Annotated in this window: 18 protein-coding genes; 13 read left to right on the top strand and 5 right to left on the bottom strand. The window is 41.9% G+C overall.

What is annotated here, in order from left to right:
- Positions 1-60 precede the first annotated feature (60 nt).
- From QUB06_RS02145 to QUB06_RS02135, 3 genes are all read left to right on the top strand, one after another.
- Positions 61-768, top strand: coding sequence for a prokaryotic E2 ligase family D protein (locus QUB06_RS02145; protein ID WP_216670293.1), 708 nt, complete (start codon positions 61-63; stop codon positions 766-768).
- A 61-nt stretch (positions 769-829) separates the two neighbouring features.
- A complete protein-coding gene (locus QUB06_RS02140) occupies positions 830-1,468 on the top strand; it encodes a hypothetical protein (protein WP_333151815.1) in 639 nt (212 codons plus the stop codon).
- Entirely contained in the window at positions 1,434-2,288 is an 855-nt protein-coding gene (locus tag QUB06_RS02135) for a PRTRC system ThiF family protein (protein ID WP_333151816.1), read from the top strand. Before QUB06_RS02140 ends, QUB06_RS02135 begins: the two co-directional genes overlap by 35 nt.
- Positions 2,289-2,480: 192 nt before the next feature.
- On the opposite strand, the gene QUB06_RS02130 is transcribed toward QUB06_RS02135, so the two are convergent.
- Positions 2,481-2,627, bottom strand: a complete 147-nt coding sequence (locus QUB06_RS02130; RefSeq protein WP_333339930.1) for a hypothetical protein — start codon at positions 2,625-2,627, stop codon at positions 2,481-2,483.
- A 23-nt stretch (positions 2,628-2,650) separates the two neighbouring features.
- Positions 2,651-3,244, bottom strand: coding sequence for a hypothetical protein (locus QUB06_RS02125; RefSeq protein WP_333121257.1), 594 nt, complete (start codon positions 3,242-3,244; stop codon positions 2,651-2,653).
- A 206-nt stretch (positions 3,245-3,450) separates the two neighbouring features.
- On the opposite strand from QUB06_RS02125, the gene QUB06_RS02120 reads away from it, so the two are divergent.
- The 9 genes from QUB06_RS02120 to QUB06_RS02080 all read left to right on the top strand — a co-directional run bounded on the left by QUB06_RS02120 (position 3,451) and on the right by QUB06_RS02080 (position 16,250).
- Complete coding sequence (locus QUB06_RS02120) at positions 3,451-4,686, top strand: hypothetical protein (protein ID WP_333151819.1); 1,236 nt, start codon at positions 3,451-3,453, stop codon at positions 4,684-4,686.
- Positions 4,687-4,887: 201 nt separating this feature from the next.
- Entirely contained in the window at positions 4,888-5,268 is a 381-nt protein-coding gene (locus tag QUB06_RS02115; RefSeq protein ID WP_172186651.1) for a hypothetical protein, read from the top strand.
- Between the two features lie 173 nt (positions 5,269-5,441).
- A complete protein-coding gene (locus QUB06_RS02110) occupies positions 5,442-6,869 on the top strand; it encodes an AAA family ATPase (RefSeq protein ID WP_333151822.1) in 1,428 nt (475 codons plus the stop codon).
- Positions 6,870-7,274: 405 nt separating this feature from the next.
- Positions 7,275-8,780 carry a DNA polymerase III subunit beta gene (dnaN, locus tag QUB06_RS02105; RefSeq protein WP_333373201.1) on the top strand — a complete coding sequence of 502 codons (1,506 nt, stop codon included), beginning with the start codon at positions 7,275-7,277 and terminating at the stop codon, positions 8,778-8,780.
- 364 nt (positions 8,781-9,144) lie between these two features.
- Positions 9,145-10,560, top strand: a complete 1,416-nt coding sequence (dnaX, locus tag QUB06_RS02100) for a DNA polymerase III subunit gamma/tau (protein ID WP_333151826.1) — start codon at positions 9,145-9,147, stop codon at positions 10,558-10,560.
- Positions 10,557-11,513 carry a DNA polymerase III subunit delta gene (gene holA / locus QUB06_RS02095; protein WP_333151828.1) on the top strand — a complete coding sequence of 319 codons (957 nt, stop codon included), beginning with the start codon at positions 10,557-10,559 and terminating at the stop codon, positions 11,511-11,513. The genes dnaX and holA overlap by 4 nt, the downstream gene beginning before the upstream one ends.
- A 340-nt stretch (positions 11,514-11,853) precedes the next feature.
- On the top strand, positions 11,854-12,282 hold the full coding sequence (locus tag QUB06_RS02090) for a hypothetical protein (RefSeq protein WP_333151831.1): 429 nt from the start codon (positions 11,854-11,856) through the stop codon (positions 12,280-12,282).
- A gap of 294 nt (positions 12,283-12,576) precedes the next feature.
- Positions 12,577-15,867: a HEAT repeat domain-containing protein gene (locus QUB06_RS02085; RefSeq protein ID WP_333433938.1), complete on the top strand. Its 3,291-nt coding sequence runs from the start codon at positions 12,577-12,579 to the stop codon at positions 15,865-15,867.
- Positions 15,837-16,250 (top strand): NACHT C-terminal alpha/beta 1 domain-containing protein, encoded by a 414-nt coding sequence (locus QUB06_RS02080; RefSeq protein ID WP_333151643.1) that lies wholly within the window; start codon positions 15,837-15,839, stop codon positions 16,248-16,250. Before QUB06_RS02085 ends, QUB06_RS02080 begins: the two co-directional genes overlap by 31 nt.
- Before the next feature lie 27 nt (positions 16,251-16,277).
- Here QUB06_RS02080 and QUB06_RS02075 read toward each other — a convergent pair whose 3' ends face one another.
- Positions 16,278-16,877 (bottom strand): alpha-ketoglutarate-dependent dioxygenase AlkB, encoded by a 600-nt coding sequence (locus tag QUB06_RS02075; protein ID WP_333151644.1) that lies wholly within the window; start codon positions 16,875-16,877, stop codon positions 16,278-16,280.
- A gap of 230 nt (positions 16,878-17,107) precedes the next feature.
- On the opposite strand from QUB06_RS02075, the gene QUB06_RS02070 reads away from it, so the two are divergent.
- The gene (locus QUB06_RS02070; RefSeq protein ID WP_333151646.1) at positions 17,108-17,371 is read left to right on the top strand and encodes an antitoxin; all 264 of its coding nucleotides are present in this window, start codon (positions 17,108-17,110) and stop codon (positions 17,369-17,371) included.
- On the opposite strand, the gene QUB06_RS02065 is transcribed toward QUB06_RS02070, so the two are convergent.
- Together QUB06_RS02065 and QUB06_RS02060 are read right to left on the bottom strand one after the other, a co-directional pair.
- On the bottom strand, positions 17,346-17,555 hold the full coding sequence (locus QUB06_RS02065) for a HEPN domain-containing protein (RefSeq protein ID WP_333151648.1): 210 nt from the start codon (positions 17,553-17,555) through the stop codon (positions 17,346-17,348). The genes QUB06_RS02070 and QUB06_RS02065 overlap by 26 nt on opposite strands.
- Positions 17,536-17,835, bottom strand: a complete 300-nt coding sequence (locus QUB06_RS02060) for a nucleotidyltransferase domain-containing protein (protein WP_333151651.1) — start codon at positions 17,833-17,835, stop codon at positions 17,536-17,538. Before QUB06_RS02060 ends, QUB06_RS02065 begins: the two co-directional genes overlap by 20 nt.
- Between the last annotated feature and the right edge of the window lie 147 nt (positions 17,836-17,982).

Genomic DNA, 17,982 nt, shown 5'->3' with positions numbered 1-17,982 from the left:
AGCATGAGCTAACCTTACCTATCGGGTTAGCTCCATAACCTCTATCGATTTCAAGTTATTATGCAACATTTGTCAGGAGAAGTCTTTCGTGAAATTCTGCAAACAGCTCCCCGACAGCTAGCAGAAATTGATGCTGAATTACTGTTCATCAAAGAACAATATCTGTTCCATTATCGAGAAGGAACAAAGGAACACTACAAACTACTCTCCTCTGTCAGTTTGAGAACTGCATTTTCTCACGAGCCGATTGATACGGATTGGATGCCCCCAGGAGTCATAAGGTGGGGAACTAACTCTCAAGGAAATTGGGTAGTAAAATTCATATCTCCTGCCCAATATAACCTCCAATTTGATGAGAGTAAACCCATTACTATTCCACTAACTGCCTTGGTATTTGTAGGACAAAACACTCAATATTGGGTATTTGCAACTGATTTTGCTACTTTCAACCCAGAGTCGAAAGCTTACCACACTCCTTTACCAAACATCCATCCAAACGGTTTAATTTGCTGGGGTAAAAATACTCCACCTGTTGCTTCAACTCAAACCATTGATATTGCTTGGCAGAGCTTCATAACCACTCCTTTCAATGCTGACTTATCAAGCCAAAAAAGCCGAAAGTTTCCCCAAGATGTCAGAGAACATCTGAAAAGTTTAGCCTTGAGAAAAAGGCGTACCTATCCTGTTAAAGATTTAGTTGAAGTGAGGTACAGTCCTTCAATTGACTCTTTAGTGCAACACCTCCTATTGATTGCTAACCCTACCTAAATCAAAACTTCTATGTAGGGACTGCACTCAATATTTATTGTTCAACACAAAGTTTAAGTTAATGCTAAAACTTTTTAACCACATTCATGCCTCTATTCCCTTGCCTCCCATTGCTACTGGGGTATTCTGCGAATACGTTACAGCCTCTAACGGCGTGTTTGTGCGTTCAGTTCGCCCCGGACTAGAGGCCATGATTCCTGTTGCAAATTCAACGCCCAATACTATCAAAGGGTTGCCACCTATAGAACCATACTTGCACCTTGAGACTCGTTTAGTACCATCAGAACTGCTACTTTCTATATTGACAAAAGCTGTATTCACCAAAGATAGCAGTGGCAATCTCACAGAGATTTTATTTCACCTATCCCTTGACAGTAGTAATCAATGGCAACTGACAATTCCAGTCCAATTGACTACACGAACGAGCTGCCAGCCTTTTGACAATTCATCCTACTCAACTGCTTTAATTGAGTGCCACTCTCACGCAGAATTGCCTGCTTTCTTTAGCAGCACAGATGATGCTGATGAGCGGGGTTTTCGCCTCTATGCAGTCTTGGGTAAAGTTAATACCTTGACTCCTGAGATTTTAGTGAGAATCGGAATTTTCGGACACTATAGCTTAATTAAAGCTAATTCTGTATTTGAAGATCCACATTTTATCACTGATGCTTACCAAAACTCCCTTAAACCTCGACTTTGAGTACGCAAATTCCACACCTCTCCTTCTCAAAGATTACTCTCACCTTCACTTATGGCTCGTTGGCTGTGGCGGCACTGGCTCTTATGTAGCTGAAAGTTTAGCACGATTAGCTTACGTTTTCAAACAAGTTGGGAAAAATGTCAATATTACCTTTGTAGATCCCGATATTGTGGAAGGGAAAAATTTGGGGAGGCAGAGATTTTGTCAATCTGAACTTGGACTGAATAAAGCCACTACTCTTGCCTTGCGTTACAATCTTACCTGGGGGCTAGAAATTAGTGCAATTCCTGACTATTTTGACCCCAAATTGGTAAAATCATACTGGAATGATTTGGTAATTATCATTGGCTGCGTTGACAATAGTGCTGCTCGCCGTTCCTTGGGCAAAACGCTAGAGAATAACCGCCACGCTGAGATTCCTAGAATCTGGTATCTTGATGCTGGCAATAACTTTGATAGCGGTCAAATTCTACTGGGCAGCCATAATAGCCTTGAAGAGCTAACTCCGCACCTGGATAAGTTCAAGAAAACAGGCATTATGGGAGCGCTTCCCTCTCCTGTTTTACAATGCCCCAATTTGATAGAATTGCGACCTGAAGAATTGGGAAATACCCATTTATCTTGTGCTGAGTTGGCTAATCTTAACGCTCAGAGTCTCACAATTAATCAAACAATTGCCTCAATCGTTACTGACTATCTATTCCGCCTCAGTTTGACAAAGGACTTGCGTAATTTTGCCACTTTCCTTAACCTTAAATCTGGTTCTATGCGCTCAGAATTTATCAGTTGTTCATCTCTCATAAAGTTTAGTTGTACTTGATACAAATCCTGGTTAGCTACACCTAACGGGATAACAACCCCGTCAAAAGCTTGATAAAATCAAGGACATAGCCCTCATACCCATCTGAAAAATCTGAGAGAGTAGAGGGGAGGGTAAAGGTTGAACAATACACCTTTACCCTCCCCTTCCCCTTCCCTTTATTTTGCTAACTTTATTAAGATTTTTTTTGGTTTAATACTGTGTTGAGTTGTAGCGTTTCGTGTAGGCATCGTCGGCAAAGGATTGAATCAGCTCAATCTGACTAGGATTGACTGTAATTTCCCAGACCTTGACTCGCTCAGGCACTGTCCAAGTTGCTTTCTTTTCATAGAGCCTCACGATACGCGGGAAACTCAGGTGCTTCAGCCCTGAGAGTAGTCAATACTAGGAGAGTTACCATTTTGAGTAATTGATGCAAGGCTTTTTTCGGAAATTTCAGAGTGTTCTGTATCTTGTATTGCAGTGAGATCGCTACTGCTGCCATTCTCTAAAATTCCTGTATTTGTTAAGTATTCTTCTAAGATGGGAATTAGAGAGCGATACCACTTTATTTGAGAACCACTCCATTTGTTTGTTGTTGAAGTAGCCAGCAAGGAAATACCATGAGCTGAGCCGGCTTGTGTCAGTATCCAAATTCGCTTGGCTTCATTACGCTCTTGATACCCCAATGAAACTAGAGCTTTGTTGACTAAATCTGGCTTGATTTTGCACTCTAAGTTATCTGTGAGTATTGCTGCTAGTTCCGTTACTGTCATCCCAACTTCTGTCAAAGGGGAAGCTGCACCAATCAGTTGTTTTGCCGTCTCTGCTACCCCTTTGAGTTCTGGGTACATAGAGGCCAGCGAGTTGAATTTAAACTGGGCGATCGCGGACGCACTCAGTCCGGTATCTTGTAGCCAAGCTACCAAGTGGTCTATCGTCTCTATGGCGGCAGCAATTTTTTCAGAAGTGGGCATCTTTGCTCGCTTAGTTTTCCATATCGTGATCTTGACAGCATGGCGATATATCTAGCGGGACTTAAACAAATTTAAAGCCTAAATAAAGCCTAAATTTGCTTTATATGCACCAAAGATGCTAGCGAAAACTAGAAAGTTTTAGGCTTCTGTTCGAGAAGATACCCCCTAACGGGAGAAGTTGAAAAAAAATTAACTTCTCAAAGGTTATGGACTCTAACACCGCTTTAATCGGTCTCTCAAATATTTGCTCTAAATCTGACAACACTCCCCCCAGTGAAGTTAAAGAAGTGGTAGCGGTAATTTTCCCTTTTCTCACTCCGCATCCTTCCGATCAACTTCCCTTTAAAGTAGGCGATATCATCAAAACTGGTAAGCATTACGGTACTGTCACTTCTCTAAATCAAACCGATCGACCTGTAAGAATTACCTGGGATGCTAGTAACAGCGAAGACAGCTTTTCTTGGAATTATACACTTGATGAAATTCGTGTCCTCAAAATCTCCCTTGTGCCTCAGTTTATTCCTCAAAAAACTACTGGAGAACTTCCAGCTTGCACAACCATCGTACTTGCTAATTCGCAACAGGTACAATTCAGTAACACAACTATTTTCCAAGTAGAATCGCTGACTGAACACCACATTTTCATCTCGACTCTCGACCAATCTTATCTCTTTCCCATTAACTTGTTTCCAGGCTTCCCGACAAGTTGTACCATAGATATTCCTGCACCTCAGCAGTTAAAAGTCGCTCGCAGTTTGTCTGTTGCTGACCTCAAAATCCGAGCTAAGACGTATTTAGCTCTCGAAATACCCGACAACTTCTTAGAATTCGCTATGCCAATTCAAAAACAGCAATTCAAAGAAAAACTGGCTCGACAATTGAGCGAAGAAAATTACGAACTTCTCGACTTTAACATAGCTTGGGAAGAAACCTGGAAGCAGCACCTAGAAAACCTAGCCAAGAAACAAGGATTATACGGATTTAAAGAGGGAGATTACATTTTAAAATGCCGAGAAGGAGTTCAACAAAGGGGGACAGTCCAACGCTTGAACGTTGAAAATCTACGTCCATTCCAAATCGAGTGGAACAGCGGAGAAATCCAAAATTACAGTTTGACCGAACTCAAAGGTTTGGGTATAGCTCGTATCGAATCTATTGTTAAATTATCCCCCAATGTGGCTTATCAGATTAGCGAAGACGGCTCCTACTTTAGAGCTTGGATTGGGTTCCGTACTAAAGCGTTAGCTAAGGCTTGGCTAATACCTGTCAAAAAGCTAGTCGGCTACCTTAGCAACTTAATTGATTGCCAAGTTCCAGATATTCAACATACAGGCTCTAAATACGAATACGCTGTAGAATCTCCCCGGCATAAAACTTTAAGTAAGCGCTTAGAAACTCTCCGAAAAGTTGCTGAATTTGATTTAGAAAAGATGCCAAGATGATGGAACAAATGGGAAATCAAATATAATTGGCTAGTTTATGACAGTGTAAATGCGATAAACAACTCTGTTACTAATCCAAAATATAAATTGCCTAATGGCATAAAATGTTGATTTTTTCTAGTCGTAAATATCAACTCAAGGAACAATCTTTGAGTTTGAGTGCTATTCAATTCACCCTTGACCCTACAATTCCAGGATCGCATGAACAAAACAGTAATGATTTCCGGTAGTCGTTCCATTAATGAATTGCCTTTAGGAGCAATCGCATCTCTCAATCGCATCATTGAACTAGGATTTGAAGTTATAGTCGGTGATGCTTCTGGTATTGATAGCTTAGTTCAGCAGTATTTGCAGTCTAAGAATTACCAGAAAGTCTTGGTTTACTATGCCTTATTTAGCGGCAATGGCAAACCTAGGAATACTTTTGGTTATCCCACCATTGGCATTCCCGGAAACTATAGCGCTCGCGACATCCAAATGTGTTCGCATTGTGATTACGGACTAGCCATCTGGGACGGACAAAGCAAAGGAACAGTAGCTAATATCAAGCGAGTTAAGAAGACCAAAGTTGTTATTGTTTAAAAACCAACAACCACTGTTCATATTATTAATCAACAAATAAATCAGCGATCGCCCTCTAGTGTACCAGAGCGCTATCGCCTTTTTTTTGTTGATTTAACCTGCTTCGTGAAACAGTCTTGCACTCAAGCTAACGCTTATTAGGGAGGCGATAGAGTTATTATCTAGCACTAATAATGATTCAAACCTTACTAGAACGACCGCAGGAATTTAAACAAATTCCCTTCACTCTCAAACCACAACAGCAGCAAACACTCGACAAATTGAGAACATTTGCAAGCAGCACTGAGTCATTCTTTTTGCTCTGCGGTTATGCAGGCACAGGAAAAAGCACACTTATTTTTCTTCTAATCAAAGAACTCTTGGCTCAAAGCAAGCGCATTGTCCTCACTGCACCTACTAACAAAGCCGTCGGTATTCTCAGAAAAATGGCAGCCTCTCAAGGTATTTTCGGAGTAGACTTTCTGACAATACACCAACTTTTAGGCTTAGGCATAGTTCGCAAAGAACAAGAGAAAGTCTTAGAACAGACAAGCTGTTGTTACCTCCACCTCTACGATATCATTTTTCTTGACGAATGTTCGATGGTTGGAACTCAATTATGGTCTTGGATTGAGCGTAGATTTGAACGTACCCTGTTCAACCACCGCAAATTAATTCTCATGGGCGACCCAGCTCAGCTTAACCCCGTCGGAGAAAAACGCTCGCCTGTCTTCAGCATTACCAATAAAACTATGCTAACCGAAGTTGTCAGGCAAGCTGGAGAAAGTCCCGTCCTCGACTTCATCACCGAATGCCGTTCTTGTGTCAAGAATAAAACCGATATGTTCTTGCCACATTCTACCTACACTCAAGGGAACAAATCTAACGGTGCATTCAAAGTTAAGCCAGAAACACTCCTGCAATACGCCCTCAAAACCATCAAGCGCGAATTCACTTCCAACCCTGACTGCTTTCGGATTCTGTGCTGGACAAACAAGCAAGTCAACTATTACAATCAGGCCCTCCGAGAACAAGTTTACGGTCAAACAGCCCCCAGATTCATACCGGGAGAAAGGCTGATTACTAAGAAACCAATCATGGCCCCTGATGGTAAGACCGTTATTTTGCCCACTTCAACTGAATTTACCATTAAAGAAGTTGAAACGAGCCAACACTACGGCTATCGAGTATGGCTTTTAAAGATTGTGACCGATGACGGTTTATTTCGGCAAATCTTTGTGCTGCATGAATCCGAAAATAAACGCTACCAGGCTGAACTTAAGGAAAAACTCAAGAGTGCCAAGCGCAGCGGATTTTTATGGCGCAAGTATTATTGGTTTAAGGACGACATATTTGCCGAAATTGACAATTGCTTTGCCCTGACTATTCACAATTCTCAAGGCAGCACTTTTGATGAAGTGGGTTTGGACATTAATGACATTTTGACTCGGCTATTGGTGGGAAAAGAAATGAGCAGCAAACAGAAACTTAAAGAATACCACCGCCTCTTGTATGTCGGAACGAGTCGCTGCCGCCAACGGATACTATTTGTTCCTCCAATTTCATCCCGAGTTCAACTTGCATTAGGATACTTAACTAAATCTGGTTCAAGTAACTTTTGATGATAGGCAGTAGAAAGTAGGGAGAAAATAGCAATAAATCGGTTTGTGAAAAAGGCGACATCTCACTTAGAATAATATATCAGTAGGGCGAAGCATGACCTCCGTAAATATAAGACGTTCACCAATAACTTATATGCCGGAATGCTTCGCTCTCTTTTTTTCGACAAGATGCACTCCCAAAAACTGCTACTTAGATTACGATTTTATTAATCAACAAGCTCAAATTTATCATCCTAAAATAAAGGTTGATTATTACCTTTAATTGTTAAAAAATAATTACAATAATCCACCTGCTCTCAACCATATTGGTTCCACTCTTTCCACACTTCGACTCTCTTTTTTCAGCCACCGCTCGCGAGTGCTGCTACCGCAGCGGCAAATCGAACTTCTGACACACAACTAATTATGGCAAAATCTAGACTTACAGAAACACCCCCTCAGCAAAAAGTAGTACAGAGAGCAACCAAGAAAAAACGATCTCCTGAAACAGCGACTAATTCCGCTAAGGCTGAAAAATCTGTTACAAAAATCACAAAAGGTTCTTCAACTTCTGAACCGGAAACAGCACTTTCAGAACAAGTAGAACCCTCTGAAAAATCCACAGAATATACACCAGTTTCAGCCACAGATGCTTCTGATTTAGGAGCTAAATCAAACGATGAGACATTGCCGGAGCCTTCTCCTTCCCCTTCCCCTTCAATCGTTGAATTTGCCTGTGATGCCAGAGAATTAAATGATTACATCCAAACTCTCAAAAGCAGCATTTATAGCAATAACAACCATGTCATTTTATCCAATATTCTCATAGAAGCAGATGCCGCAACTAGACAATTGCATTTAACTGCTTATAACCTGGAATTTGGGATACAAGCGAGTTTTGAAGCTAATATCAATCAATCTGGAAAGCTCACTCTCCCTGCAACCATACTCGCAGACATTCTCGGAAAATTTCCGAAAAGTCGCGTTACCTTAAAGAGTTCTTGGGAAATTATCAAAGGAAGTGACGTTCCATCAGTCAGTGCCACTCTGACTGCATCAAGGAGCAAGCACGTCATTCGTGGGCTAACTGCGGACGAATTCCCTGCTATCAAGAGCCTTGAACAAAAACTTGTGACCATTCCTGCTAGCGTGTTAATTGCTGTCCTCAAAGCCAGCTTATTTGCTGTAAGTTCTGAAGAAACCAAACGTATCTTAACTGGAGCTAACTTTCAACTAAGCCACGACGCAGAAAGGGGACTTTCTCAATTGAGAGTTTGGACAACAGACGGACATCGGATAGCAATGGTTGTAGGATTCAGTGAAAGCAGTGATTCCGATATTTTGAACACTCGAAACGTGCAATTTACAGTACCCACTAAGGTACTCCGGGTATTAGAGCGGACTTTGAATCCCACTGACAGAGTAGCTATTTACTATGAGACTGAGCCTGACAATAGCAATAACTTTGTTGCTTTTGAGTGGAACAATTGGCGGCTGACAGCGCAGTTATTAGAAGGAAAATACCCGAAGTGCGACCAGATTATTGCTCCTTATCGGCATGAACTTAGCCATCAAATTGTGGTAGAGAAGCTCAGCTTTTTAAAAGCCTTAGAGCGGTTAGCTTCTCACAGCGATAAGTCCCATGTTACAGCAATTTTTGAATTCGATTTAGATAGTCAACAAGTGCGAATTTCACTAAATAATACTCTCAGTTCTGGTACTGAGATAGTTGATGCCAAACTATTCGGTTGTGACTTTCGGATCAAGTGCGACATCCGCTATTTAATTGATACAGTTAAAGCTGTTTCTAGTTCGGATTTGCGGATGTTAATGGCAACTCCTACGGCTCCCATACTGATTGCACCGTTTGGAATACCAGCGTCGGGTACAGAGGCTTTAGAGTGCGAATACATTATCGCTCCGCAAGAATAAAAGGTGGGGAGCGGCATCTAAATTTGATGCCCTCTCCTGCCCCAATTCGGAGCCTATTACTGTATAAATTAGGATAATTTAAATTCCTATTTTAACATAAAAATTATCTACAAGTGTGTTCAATACTGTCGCACCAACAACTTATATTAATACTAATTATCAAGACTCATGCAATAGTAGCCGTAGGGTGTGTCGCCATTAAAAATTCCTAATTTAGACAAACAATCTCACAGAGCCGCACCTGACAAACAGAGCCCACAAACAAAGCTAACAATTCTGTAGCAAGATTTTTGAGAAATGGCATAACTTCAGGCATGCCTCCCCTATCGGGGAATAGTTACCAGAAGTATTCTAACGACTCAAAATGTACCAACCACTGCACCTCAAATACCGCCCCAAAAACCTACAAGAATTAGTGGGTCAAGACACCATCAAAACAACCTTGACCAATGCCATCACCTCCGACAAAATTGCTCAAGCTTACCTATTTACTGGCCCCAGAGGAACAGGCAAAACTTCAACCGCTCGCATTCTTGCTAAATCCCTCAATTGTTTGAATAGCAAAAAGCCAACCGCCACTCCTTGCGGAGAATGTTCAAGCTGCAAAACCATTGACTCCTGTTCAAGCTTAGACGTAACTGAAATCGATGCGGCCTCTCACAATGGCGTGGATGATGCCAGAGAATTAATACAACACAGCAACTTTGCGCCAGCGATGAGCCCTTACCGCATCTGGATTTTAGACGAGTGCCACCAACTCAGTACCAGCGCTCAAAATGCTCTCCTCAAATGCCTTGAAGAACCTCCGGCTCATGTGGTGTTTATTCTCTGTACGACTGAAGCACATAAAGTCCTGCCGACAATTATCTCCCGCTGCCAAACTTTTAACTTCCGAGCCTTGTCAGTTGATGCTATTATCGGACAATTGCACAAAATTAGCTCCACTGAATCTATTGAGATCGCAAGTGAGGCGATGCGGGCGATCGCTCGTACCTGTGACGGGGGGTTAAGAGATGCTCTACAATTACTTTCTCAGCTTTCACTGCTAAACTCAGAGATTACCCTAACTCAAGTTGCAGAAGTATCTGGCAGTATCAGCGAGCAAGAGTCGATCGCCCTTCTCAAAGCCATTCATTCTGGCGATACCCTAAGCGTACTGCAATCTTCGAGAACGCTCATTGACAGCGGCAAAACCCCTAAACTTATTCTCAGCAGCTTGCTAGCAGCAATGAGAGATTTGCTCATTGTCAAATCAACGCGCCACTGCCAGAATTTAATTGCAGGGCCAGTAGGCTACTCACAACTGCGATCGCTCGCTCTTCATCTCGATTTTGAAACAATTGATGCGGCTTGTACACAATTGCAAAAATCAGAATTTCAATTGAGAACTAGCACCAATGCTGCTACTTGGTTAGAAGTCTGTCTGCTGAACTTGATGCTGTCAAGCAAACCCGCTGCCCCCGAAACGCGATTGCCGGCAACTTTCCCATCTAATCAGCCTGACAATTTTGATAAAAGTCCTCAAAAAATAGAGGCAGATTCTCCTGACTTTGAGACAACTTGGGCGCAAGTAGTAGCAGCAGCGAAACCAGGCAATCGTAGCCTCTTAAACCGCGCTCAAATTGCCGAACTTTCGGCTGATTCATGTGTGTTAGCAGTAGAAAGAAAATACGCGAATAAGTTTCAGAGTCACCTTGAATCCGTGCAGCGGATCGTTACTAAAGCTTTAGGCCGCTCTGTTACTGTAACTGTCAAACAACAGGAAGAGTTAGCAGCATGATTAGCATCCTAATTGGGAATGATACCTACGCAATTGAACGAGAAGTTGAAAAGTTTAAGACTCAAACTCATCCTCTCTGGCGAGATTTCAACATCCACCGCTTCGATGCTTCTTCCCTGGATGCAGCCCTCTCTGCTGCTGCTTCAGTTCCTTTCGGCGGTGGAAACAAACTTATTGTCGTTGAAAATTGCGATTTCAAGCAATTTGGAGAAATGGGGCTAGAATTGCTGCAAATTTTGCCCCAATTACCTGTTACAACGCACTTAGTCTTCACTGCTGCTGTTATCGACAAACGGCTCAAGGTAGTCAAGCATTTGTTGCAGTTTGGTAACCTCAAGGAGTTTACTCTCATTCCTCCTTGGCGTACCGATTTGATTGAAAGTGCGATCGCTGCTACTGCTAAACAGATGAATCTCTCAATTGCCCGAGATGCTGGCAGTTATCTAGCGGTAGCGATTGGCAACGATTCTGCTAGAAGAGTCAGTGAACTAGAGAAATTAGCCATTTATGCAGCAGGCGCTCGCATTACGAAAGAAGCTGCTAAAATCCTCGTTCCAGCTACCACAGCCAACTGTTTTCAACTTGCCGAAGCTCTTTTAAAAGGTCAAGCAGTGGCGGCAATTAAGGTGCTTGATGAATTGCTATCTCGGGCAGAGTTTCCTTTAGCAATTATTGCCACTCTCCAAACTCAGTTTAAAACTTGGCTGTGGGTAAAAGCTACTATCAATTCCGACCAACAACGTTCTGATAGCGAAATTGCTAGTATGTGCGGAATTAGTAACCCGAAACGGCTGTATTTCCTTAAGCAGGAGGTTAAGGAAGTATCTGCGAACTCCTTAAGTCGATCGCTCTCCATTTTGTTTGATTTAGAAATTGCTCTCAAAACAGGAGATAAGCCTGACTCGATGTTGCCTGCTTTGCTCAGCATCACTCAACTCACTCACCTTAAATAACAGGAAAGCGCTGCCGAGTTAATTCGGCAGTCTTTCATTGACCGCTTCGATCGGTATTTTAGCGAGAATTAATCACGCGCTAACCACCAAATTAATGCTCCAACAGCGACTACTGGTGCTGCAATGCAATGGCGGGTGCGATCGCAACTGACATTACTATTCCTGTTAGGCGATCGCAATTAAAGCAAATATGCCCAAGAGTATTCCTAAGAAAAACTAAAGGACAGGCGATTCAAAATTTGGGGAAGACCAGCGATGAGACACAGAGCCGATGACTTGACGATTTTTTATATGTTATATTACAATCAGAAATAGTTTTCTTTATCTATATTTTAAGATTATGGAACCTTTATTGGCAGCCGCGTTAGCGTTAGGAACAGTCATGGGAACGAAAGCCTTAGAGAAAACAGGTGAAAAAATCGGTGAGATGTGTGTTGAAAAAACGCAACAATTTTTAACAAATCTTAACCAAGAAAGTCCCACTACAGTAACGGCAATTGAACATACACCCGATCGGCCTTTAAATTATAGTCAAGTCATTCCCGATATTCAAGCCGCAGCCGAAAAACGACCCGAATTATGGACACAAATTCAAGAGTTAGCGGAATTAGGGCAACAGGAACCTAAAATCAATCCCTATATTCAAAAAATTGAGACTCATCTCAGAGCTAACCCTTCTATTGTTAATAATAGTAAACTAGCTGATGAGATCAAACAGGTATTGCAAGGAAATACCTTTAATAACAGCACCTTAACCATTAATAATTGACTGAACTCGCCCGATGGGAACCGGGCAAAGTCGATTCCCAATATTGACTGGCACGAAGTCTGTCAAGAAGCTTTAGCAAAGCAACGACGACTAACAACAAATCCCCTCACCACTGGCAACGGGGTAGAGTTTGCTTTTGATGATATTTATATACCTCTGGGATTAGTTGAACGGGTAAAGAAGGAAAAACGCTCTGGGGAAGTTTCGCCAGAGGAAGGTTCCCAATTTTATCAGCCAGAAAAGGAGTATGAAGAAGTCACCCGCACCTATAAAAATGATGAGTTTTTCGCGCAAGTGCTGAAACAGGGGCAAAGTCCGAAAAGTCAAGGGCGCAGGTTAGCGGTGACGGGAGAGCCGGGGGCAGGAAAAACGACGCTGTTACAGAAAATTGCCCAATGGGTAGCGACAGAAACAGAGCAGGATGTGGCAATTTGGGTGTCTTTGGCAGATTTGCAGGGGCGAAGTGTTGAGGAGTATCTGTTGCAAAAGTGGCTTAAGGATGCTCTGGGTGCGGTGCGGGTAACGCCGGAAATGGAAGACGCGCTGGCGTTGTTGTTTAACAGTGGGCGAGTGTGGCTTTTGCTGGATGGAGTGGATGAAATGGCGGCGGGTGGCAACCCCCTGGCGACTGTTGCGGCTCAGATTACCGGATGGGTTGCCCAAGGGCGAGCGGTGCTGACTTGTCGCCAGAATGTTTGGGATGCGGGGAAAAATACCCTGGAAGGGTTTGATGTTTATCGCAATCTCGATTTTGACTACCCGGAGGGGGTGGGGCAATTTATTCAACGCTGGTTTGCGCGTCAAGGAGAGTTAGGGGAGCGGTTGCTGGCAGAATTAGCCCAAGCTGGAAAAGAGCGGATTCGGGATACGGTGCGAAATCCCCTGCGGTTGGCGCTGTTGTGTCGCGCTTGGCAAATTCGGCAGGGGGGTTTGCCGGAAACGAAGGCGGGGCTTTATGAGCAGTTTGCCGAGGCGCTGTATGTGTGGAAGCAGGAGGCTTTTCCCACGAAATCCAAGCAGCGACGGGAGTTGAATGCAGGGTTGGGAAGGTTGGCGCTGCGGGGGATGGAGCAATCTGAGTCTCGGTTTCGGTTAAGGGAAGGTTTGTTAACGGAGGTTTTGGGGGAAACTGATGAGCCTTTGTGTCGGTTGGCGTTGCAGTTGGGTTGGTTGAATTTGGTGGGGGTGGCGGTAGAAAATCCCGATGAGCGGGTTTATGCGTTTTATCATCCGACGTTTCAGGAGTATTTTGCAGCGTTGGCGGTGGATGATTGGGGTTATTTTTTGCATCATGGGCCAGATAATCCGAGTTTAGGTACTTATCGGATTTTTGAGAAGCAGTGGAAAGAGGTGATTTTGCTGTGGTTTGGGCGGGAGAATGTGCAGAAGGAGAAGAAAGAGGCGTTTATTGAAAAGTTGATTAATTTTGATGATGGTTGTGGCAGTTGGAATTATCGGAAAAGGTGGGGTTATCAGAAAGTGGATAGAGGTTTTTATGAGTATCGTGCTTATTTTTTCGGGGGGCTAATAATTCCTGAGTTTAAGGAGAGTCGTTTTGCTGATCTAATTGTTAGTCAAATTGTTAAATGGAGTTGCGTTCCTTTTATTGCAGCAATTAGACAAGGGGCAGAGGCAGTATTAGCAGAAACCGATAGGGAAAGAACGATCTCTCGTTTAATCCCACTGCTCGATAAAACTTATGATGAATATACCCGTAGGAGTGTTGCCAATATTTTAGGTGAAATAGCAGTGGGAAATGAGGAGGTAATCAACCGTTTAATCCAACTGCTCGATAAAACTTATGATGAATATACCCGTAGGAGTGTTGCCAATATTTTAGGTGAAATAGCAGTGGGAAATGAGGAGGTAATCAACCGTTTAATCTTACTGCTCGATGAAACTTATGATGAAGATACCCGTAGAAAAGTTACCGAGAGTTTGGGTAATATAGCAGTGGGAAATGAGGAGGTAATCAACCGTTTAATCTTACTGCTCGATGAAACTTATGATAAAGATACCCGTAGAAAAGTTACCGAGAGTTTGGGTAATATAGCAGTGGGAAATGAGGGAGCAATCAACCGTTTAATTCTACTGCTGGATGAAATTTCTGATTATTATACCCATGAGAGTGTTACCGAGAGTTTAGGTAAAATAGCAGTGGGAAATGAGGGGACGATTAACCGTTTAATCCTACTGCTGGATGAAACTTCTGGTTTTTATAACCGTGGGAGAGTTGCTGATATTTTGGGTAAAATCGCGGTAGGAAATGAGGGAGCGATCAACCGTTTAATCCTACTGCTCGATAAAACTTCTGATGAATATACCCGTCAGAGTGTTGCCGATATTTTTGCTAATATAGCAGTGGGAAATGAGGGGGCAATCAACCGTTTAATCCTGCTGTTGGATAAATATTCTCATTATAATACCCATGATAGTGTTGCCGATAGTTTGGGTAAAATAGCAGTGGCAAATGAGGAGGCAATCAACCGTTTAATCCTACTGTTGGAGGAAACTTCTGATGGATATACCCGTAGAAAAGTTGCTGATATTTTGGGTAATATAGCAGTGGGAAATGAGGAGGTAATCAACTGTTTAATCCTGCTGCTCAATGAAACTTCTGATAAATATATCCGTAGGGAAGTTGCCGATAGTTTGGGTAATATAGTAGTGGGAAATGAGGAGGTAATCAACCGTTTAATCCTGCTGCTCGATAAAACTTCTGATGAATATATCCGTCAGAGTGTTGCCAATATTTTTGCTAATATAGCAGTGGGAAATGAGGAGGTAATCAACCGTTTAATCCTAATGCTGGATGAAACTTCTGATGAAGATACCCGTCAGATAATTGCCAATAGTTTGGGTAATATAGCAGTGGGAAATGAGGGAACGATCAACCGTTTAATCCTACTGCTGGATGAAACTTCTGATGGATATACCCGTAGAAAAGTTGCTAATAGTTTGGGTAATATAGCAGTGGGAAATGAAGGGGCACTCAACCGTTTAATCCTACTGCTTGATGAAATTGACAAAAATAACCGTTGGAGAGTTGCCGAGAGTTTGGGTAAAATAGCAGTGGGAAATGAAGGGGCACTCAACCGTTTAATCCTACTGCTCGATAAATATTCTGATTATTATATCCGTAAGATAATTGCCGATAGTTTGGGTAATATAGCAGTGGGAAATGAGGAGGTAATCAACCGTTTGATCCTGCTGCTTAATGAAACTTCTGATTATTATATCCGTAAGATAATTGCCGAGAGTTTGGGTAATATAGCAGTGGGAAATGAGGGGGCGATCAACCGTTTAATCCAACTGCTGGATGAAACTTCTGATGAAGATACCCGTCAGAGAATTGCCAATAGTTTGGGTAAAATTATTGCAACTAAACAGCAATATAACCAAGTGGTTTCTGCCCTGAAATTTAATTTAACCTCAAGATTTTTCTACCATAAGGAATTTTTCTACCAAATTACTTGGTATTGCTCCCAAAACCTCACTTATCCAGAATTCTATATGGCATGGCATAGTGAAAAAAGCAACATCTGGAAAATTTTATGGAAACACTTAAATCGCCCCATATTTTAATACCAAACTTACCCCTACCTCTCAACATTCAATCTCTAGCCGATGAAACAGAACCCAGCACTATTTGTCAAGAACTTTGCACCCTAATTTACTCCCTCGCACTTCCCGATACAGACATCCCCACTGTTAGCAACTTTGCCCAACTCAAACAACAGATTATCACCGTAAAACGCCAACTGCAAAAACCCCACCTTGCCCTAATTCTACACGACTGTTACCCTCATCCCCCACTCCTCACCTGCTATCGCAAAATCGCCGATACTAAACTGGGTTTGCACATTATCTGGATAACCGATGAACCCCTCGAAGCACCTCTGCGCGGTTTTCCCCCCAGTCAGGATAATTTGTTAGGAGTAATTCAAACTTGGTTAGAGGAATTTTAGGGAAGAAACCGGGTTTCTCACATTAATTTATTTAATCACCCGAAAAGTTAGATTAATTCTGGGCTGAGTCGATTTAGCCGTTTTCGGGACATGATGCTGCCAAAACTTCTGAGTACCACTCCCCATCACCAAAAAATCACCATCACTTAAATTCAGTTCAATTTTGTTTTGATGATCGTCCCTACGTCTAAAGATAAAACGCCTGGTTTCTCCCAAGCTGAGAGAACCAATTACCGAACCTTTGGCTAAGTCCTTTTCATCATCACTATGCCAGCCGATATAATCTTGACCATTGCGATATAAATTCAGCATAACTCCATTAAACTGAGTATTAACTAAAGGCTCGATTTTTTCTTTGATTTGTAATAGCGGTTCATTCCAGGGTAAGGGCTGCATGGTCACACCGGAATAGGTATAAGCCTGAGTTCCATAATAAGCGGTTAACCGAGGCTGAAGCACCGATTTGCCAAAGATTTTTATCGGTTCTTCTTTCCAGGCTATTTGATTCAATAATTCGGTAAAGAGTTGCTGACTTTCTGGAGGTTGAAATAGGCCGGGATAGAAAATTACTTCGGCATTATTCAGTTCTAGGTTTTGCTCCTGGGAATTTGAATTGATATTAGGCATGGGATTATCCTTAGAAACCGGGTTTCTTGAAGAAACCCGGTTTTCTGTAAATCATCAATCAGCTATATCTATATTATAGTATTAATTGGCTAAAATGACAATGATTTCATCACTTCCACTATCGGGCTAATCAGCTTCCAAGTGGCTACCCCAAAATCAGGGAATGAAAGTCAATCTAAAATCTAAAATCTAAAATCGATTGACTGGCTAATAAATGACCTTTTGGCAGAATGAATAAAATAACCTTTCAGTGGGATGAGCAAAAAAACAAAATTAATCAACAAATGGAACCGGAATACGATCTGTCAAAAATGAAAAAAAGACCGAATCCTTTTGCTAAACAGTTAAAAAAACAGATCGCGATTTCTCTGGGAATTGATGTGATTGAATATTTTGAAACAATGGCTCAGGAAAAAGGTATATCTTCCCAGGAACTAATTAATCTTTATTTGCAAGACTGCGTTGTTTCTAAGCGTAAATTATCTCTGAATTAGCGACCGGGTGCGATCGCTTGCGGATGATGAGGTATAATAGTAGCATTAGATATTTCTCAACACATTGTTGAGCGTGAAAACACGCCGCATCATAGTTGGGAGATTTCCTCGCTCGTAATTCCCGCAAAGCCGTAGTAAAATCCCCTTCAGCTTTATCAACCCATTCAACTGTTAGCGGATTCATAAATCACCTTTCCTTTTTCTATAATTTCTCGCAAGAAAAAATCATTCCAGGCTAGGCGTTGCTCAATCTCTACAGGAGTTCGCACTAACAAATCTATGGCAAACTTTGGTTGAACTTTATTTAAAATTTCCCAAGTTTTGCGAAAATTGCTCCCTTTGTATGGCAAAATCACTAGCATATCTACATCCGAGTCATTTTGAGGGTTTCCATAAGCATAGGAGCCAAATAAAATAATTTTTTCTGGCTGAAATTCATTGACAATAGCCTGACTTAATTGCATGATGTTCTCCCTTTCTATCATACTCAATAAATGCTCCTTTATTGATTTTTTTGTAATTAAGACCAGTCTCAAATAGGAATAAATTGCATTTAGTTTAATCAATTAAATTTATTCTAGCATAATTGTAAAGTCTGTCAAGATCGTCTT

The organism is Microcoleus sp. D2_18a_D3 (assembly GCF_036702455.1).
Taxonomy (GTDB): Bacteria; Cyanobacteriota; Cyanobacteriia; order Cyanobacteriales; family Microcoleaceae; genus Microcoleus.
This window is presented reverse-complemented; position numbering and strand designations above follow the sequence as displayed.

Excerpts from the sequence above, each read along its gene's own strand:
- QUB06_RS02145 (WP_216670293.1), top strand. The coding sequence starts at position 61 with ATGCAACATTTGTCAGGAGAAGTCTTTCGTGAAATTCTGCAAACAGCT.
- QUB06_RS02140 (WP_333151815.1), top strand. The coding sequence starts at position 830 with ATGCTAAAACTTTTTAACCACATTCATGCCTCTATTCCCTTGCCTCCC.
- QUB06_RS02135 (WP_333151816.1), top strand. The coding sequence starts at position 1,434 with ATGCTTACCAAAACTCCCTTAAACCTCGACTTTGAGTACGCAAATTCC.
- QUB06_RS02125 (WP_333121257.1), bottom strand. The coding sequence starts at position 3,244 with ATGCCCACTTCTGAAAAAATTGCTGCCGCCATAGAGACGATAGACCAC.
- QUB06_RS02120 (WP_333151819.1), top strand. The coding sequence starts at position 3,451 with ATGGACTCTAACACCGCTTTAATCGGTCTCTCAAATATTTGCTCTAAA.
- QUB06_RS02115 (WP_172186651.1), top strand. The coding sequence starts at position 4,888 with ATGAACAAAACAGTAATGATTTCCGGTAGTCGTTCCATTAATGAATTG.
- QUB06_RS02110 (WP_333151822.1), top strand. The coding sequence starts at position 5,442 with ATGATTCAAACCTTACTAGAACGACCGCAGGAATTTAAACAAATTCCC.
- dnaN (WP_333373201.1), top strand. The coding sequence starts at position 7,275 with ATGGCAAAATCTAGACTTACAGAAACACCCCCTCAGCAAAAAGTAGTA.
- dnaX (WP_333151826.1), top strand. The coding sequence starts at position 9,145 with ATGTACCAACCACTGCACCTCAAATACCGCCCCAAAAACCTACAAGAA.
- holA (WP_333151828.1), top strand. The coding sequence starts at position 10,557 with ATGATTAGCATCCTAATTGGGAATGATACCTACGCAATTGAACGAGAA.
- QUB06_RS02090 (WP_333151831.1), top strand. The coding sequence starts at position 11,854 with ATGGAACCTTTATTGGCAGCCGCGTTAGCGTTAGGAACAGTCATGGGA.
- QUB06_RS02080 (WP_333151643.1), top strand. The coding sequence starts at position 15,837 with ATGGAAACACTTAAATCGCCCCATATTTTAATACCAAACTTACCCCTA.
- QUB06_RS02075 (WP_333151644.1), bottom strand. The coding sequence starts at position 16,877 with ATGCCTAATATCAATTCAAATTCCCAGGAGCAAAACCTAGAACTGAAT.
- QUB06_RS02070 (WP_333151646.1), top strand. The coding sequence starts at position 17,108 with ATGAATAAAATAACCTTTCAGTGGGATGAGCAAAAAAACAAAATTAAT.
- QUB06_RS02065 (WP_333151648.1), bottom strand. The coding sequence starts at position 17,555 with ATGAATCCGCTAACAGTTGAATGGGTTGATAAAGCTGAAGGGGATTTT.
- QUB06_RS02060 (WP_333151651.1), bottom strand. The coding sequence starts at position 17,835 with ATGCAATTAAGTCAGGCTATTGTCAATGAATTTCAGCCAGAAAAAATT.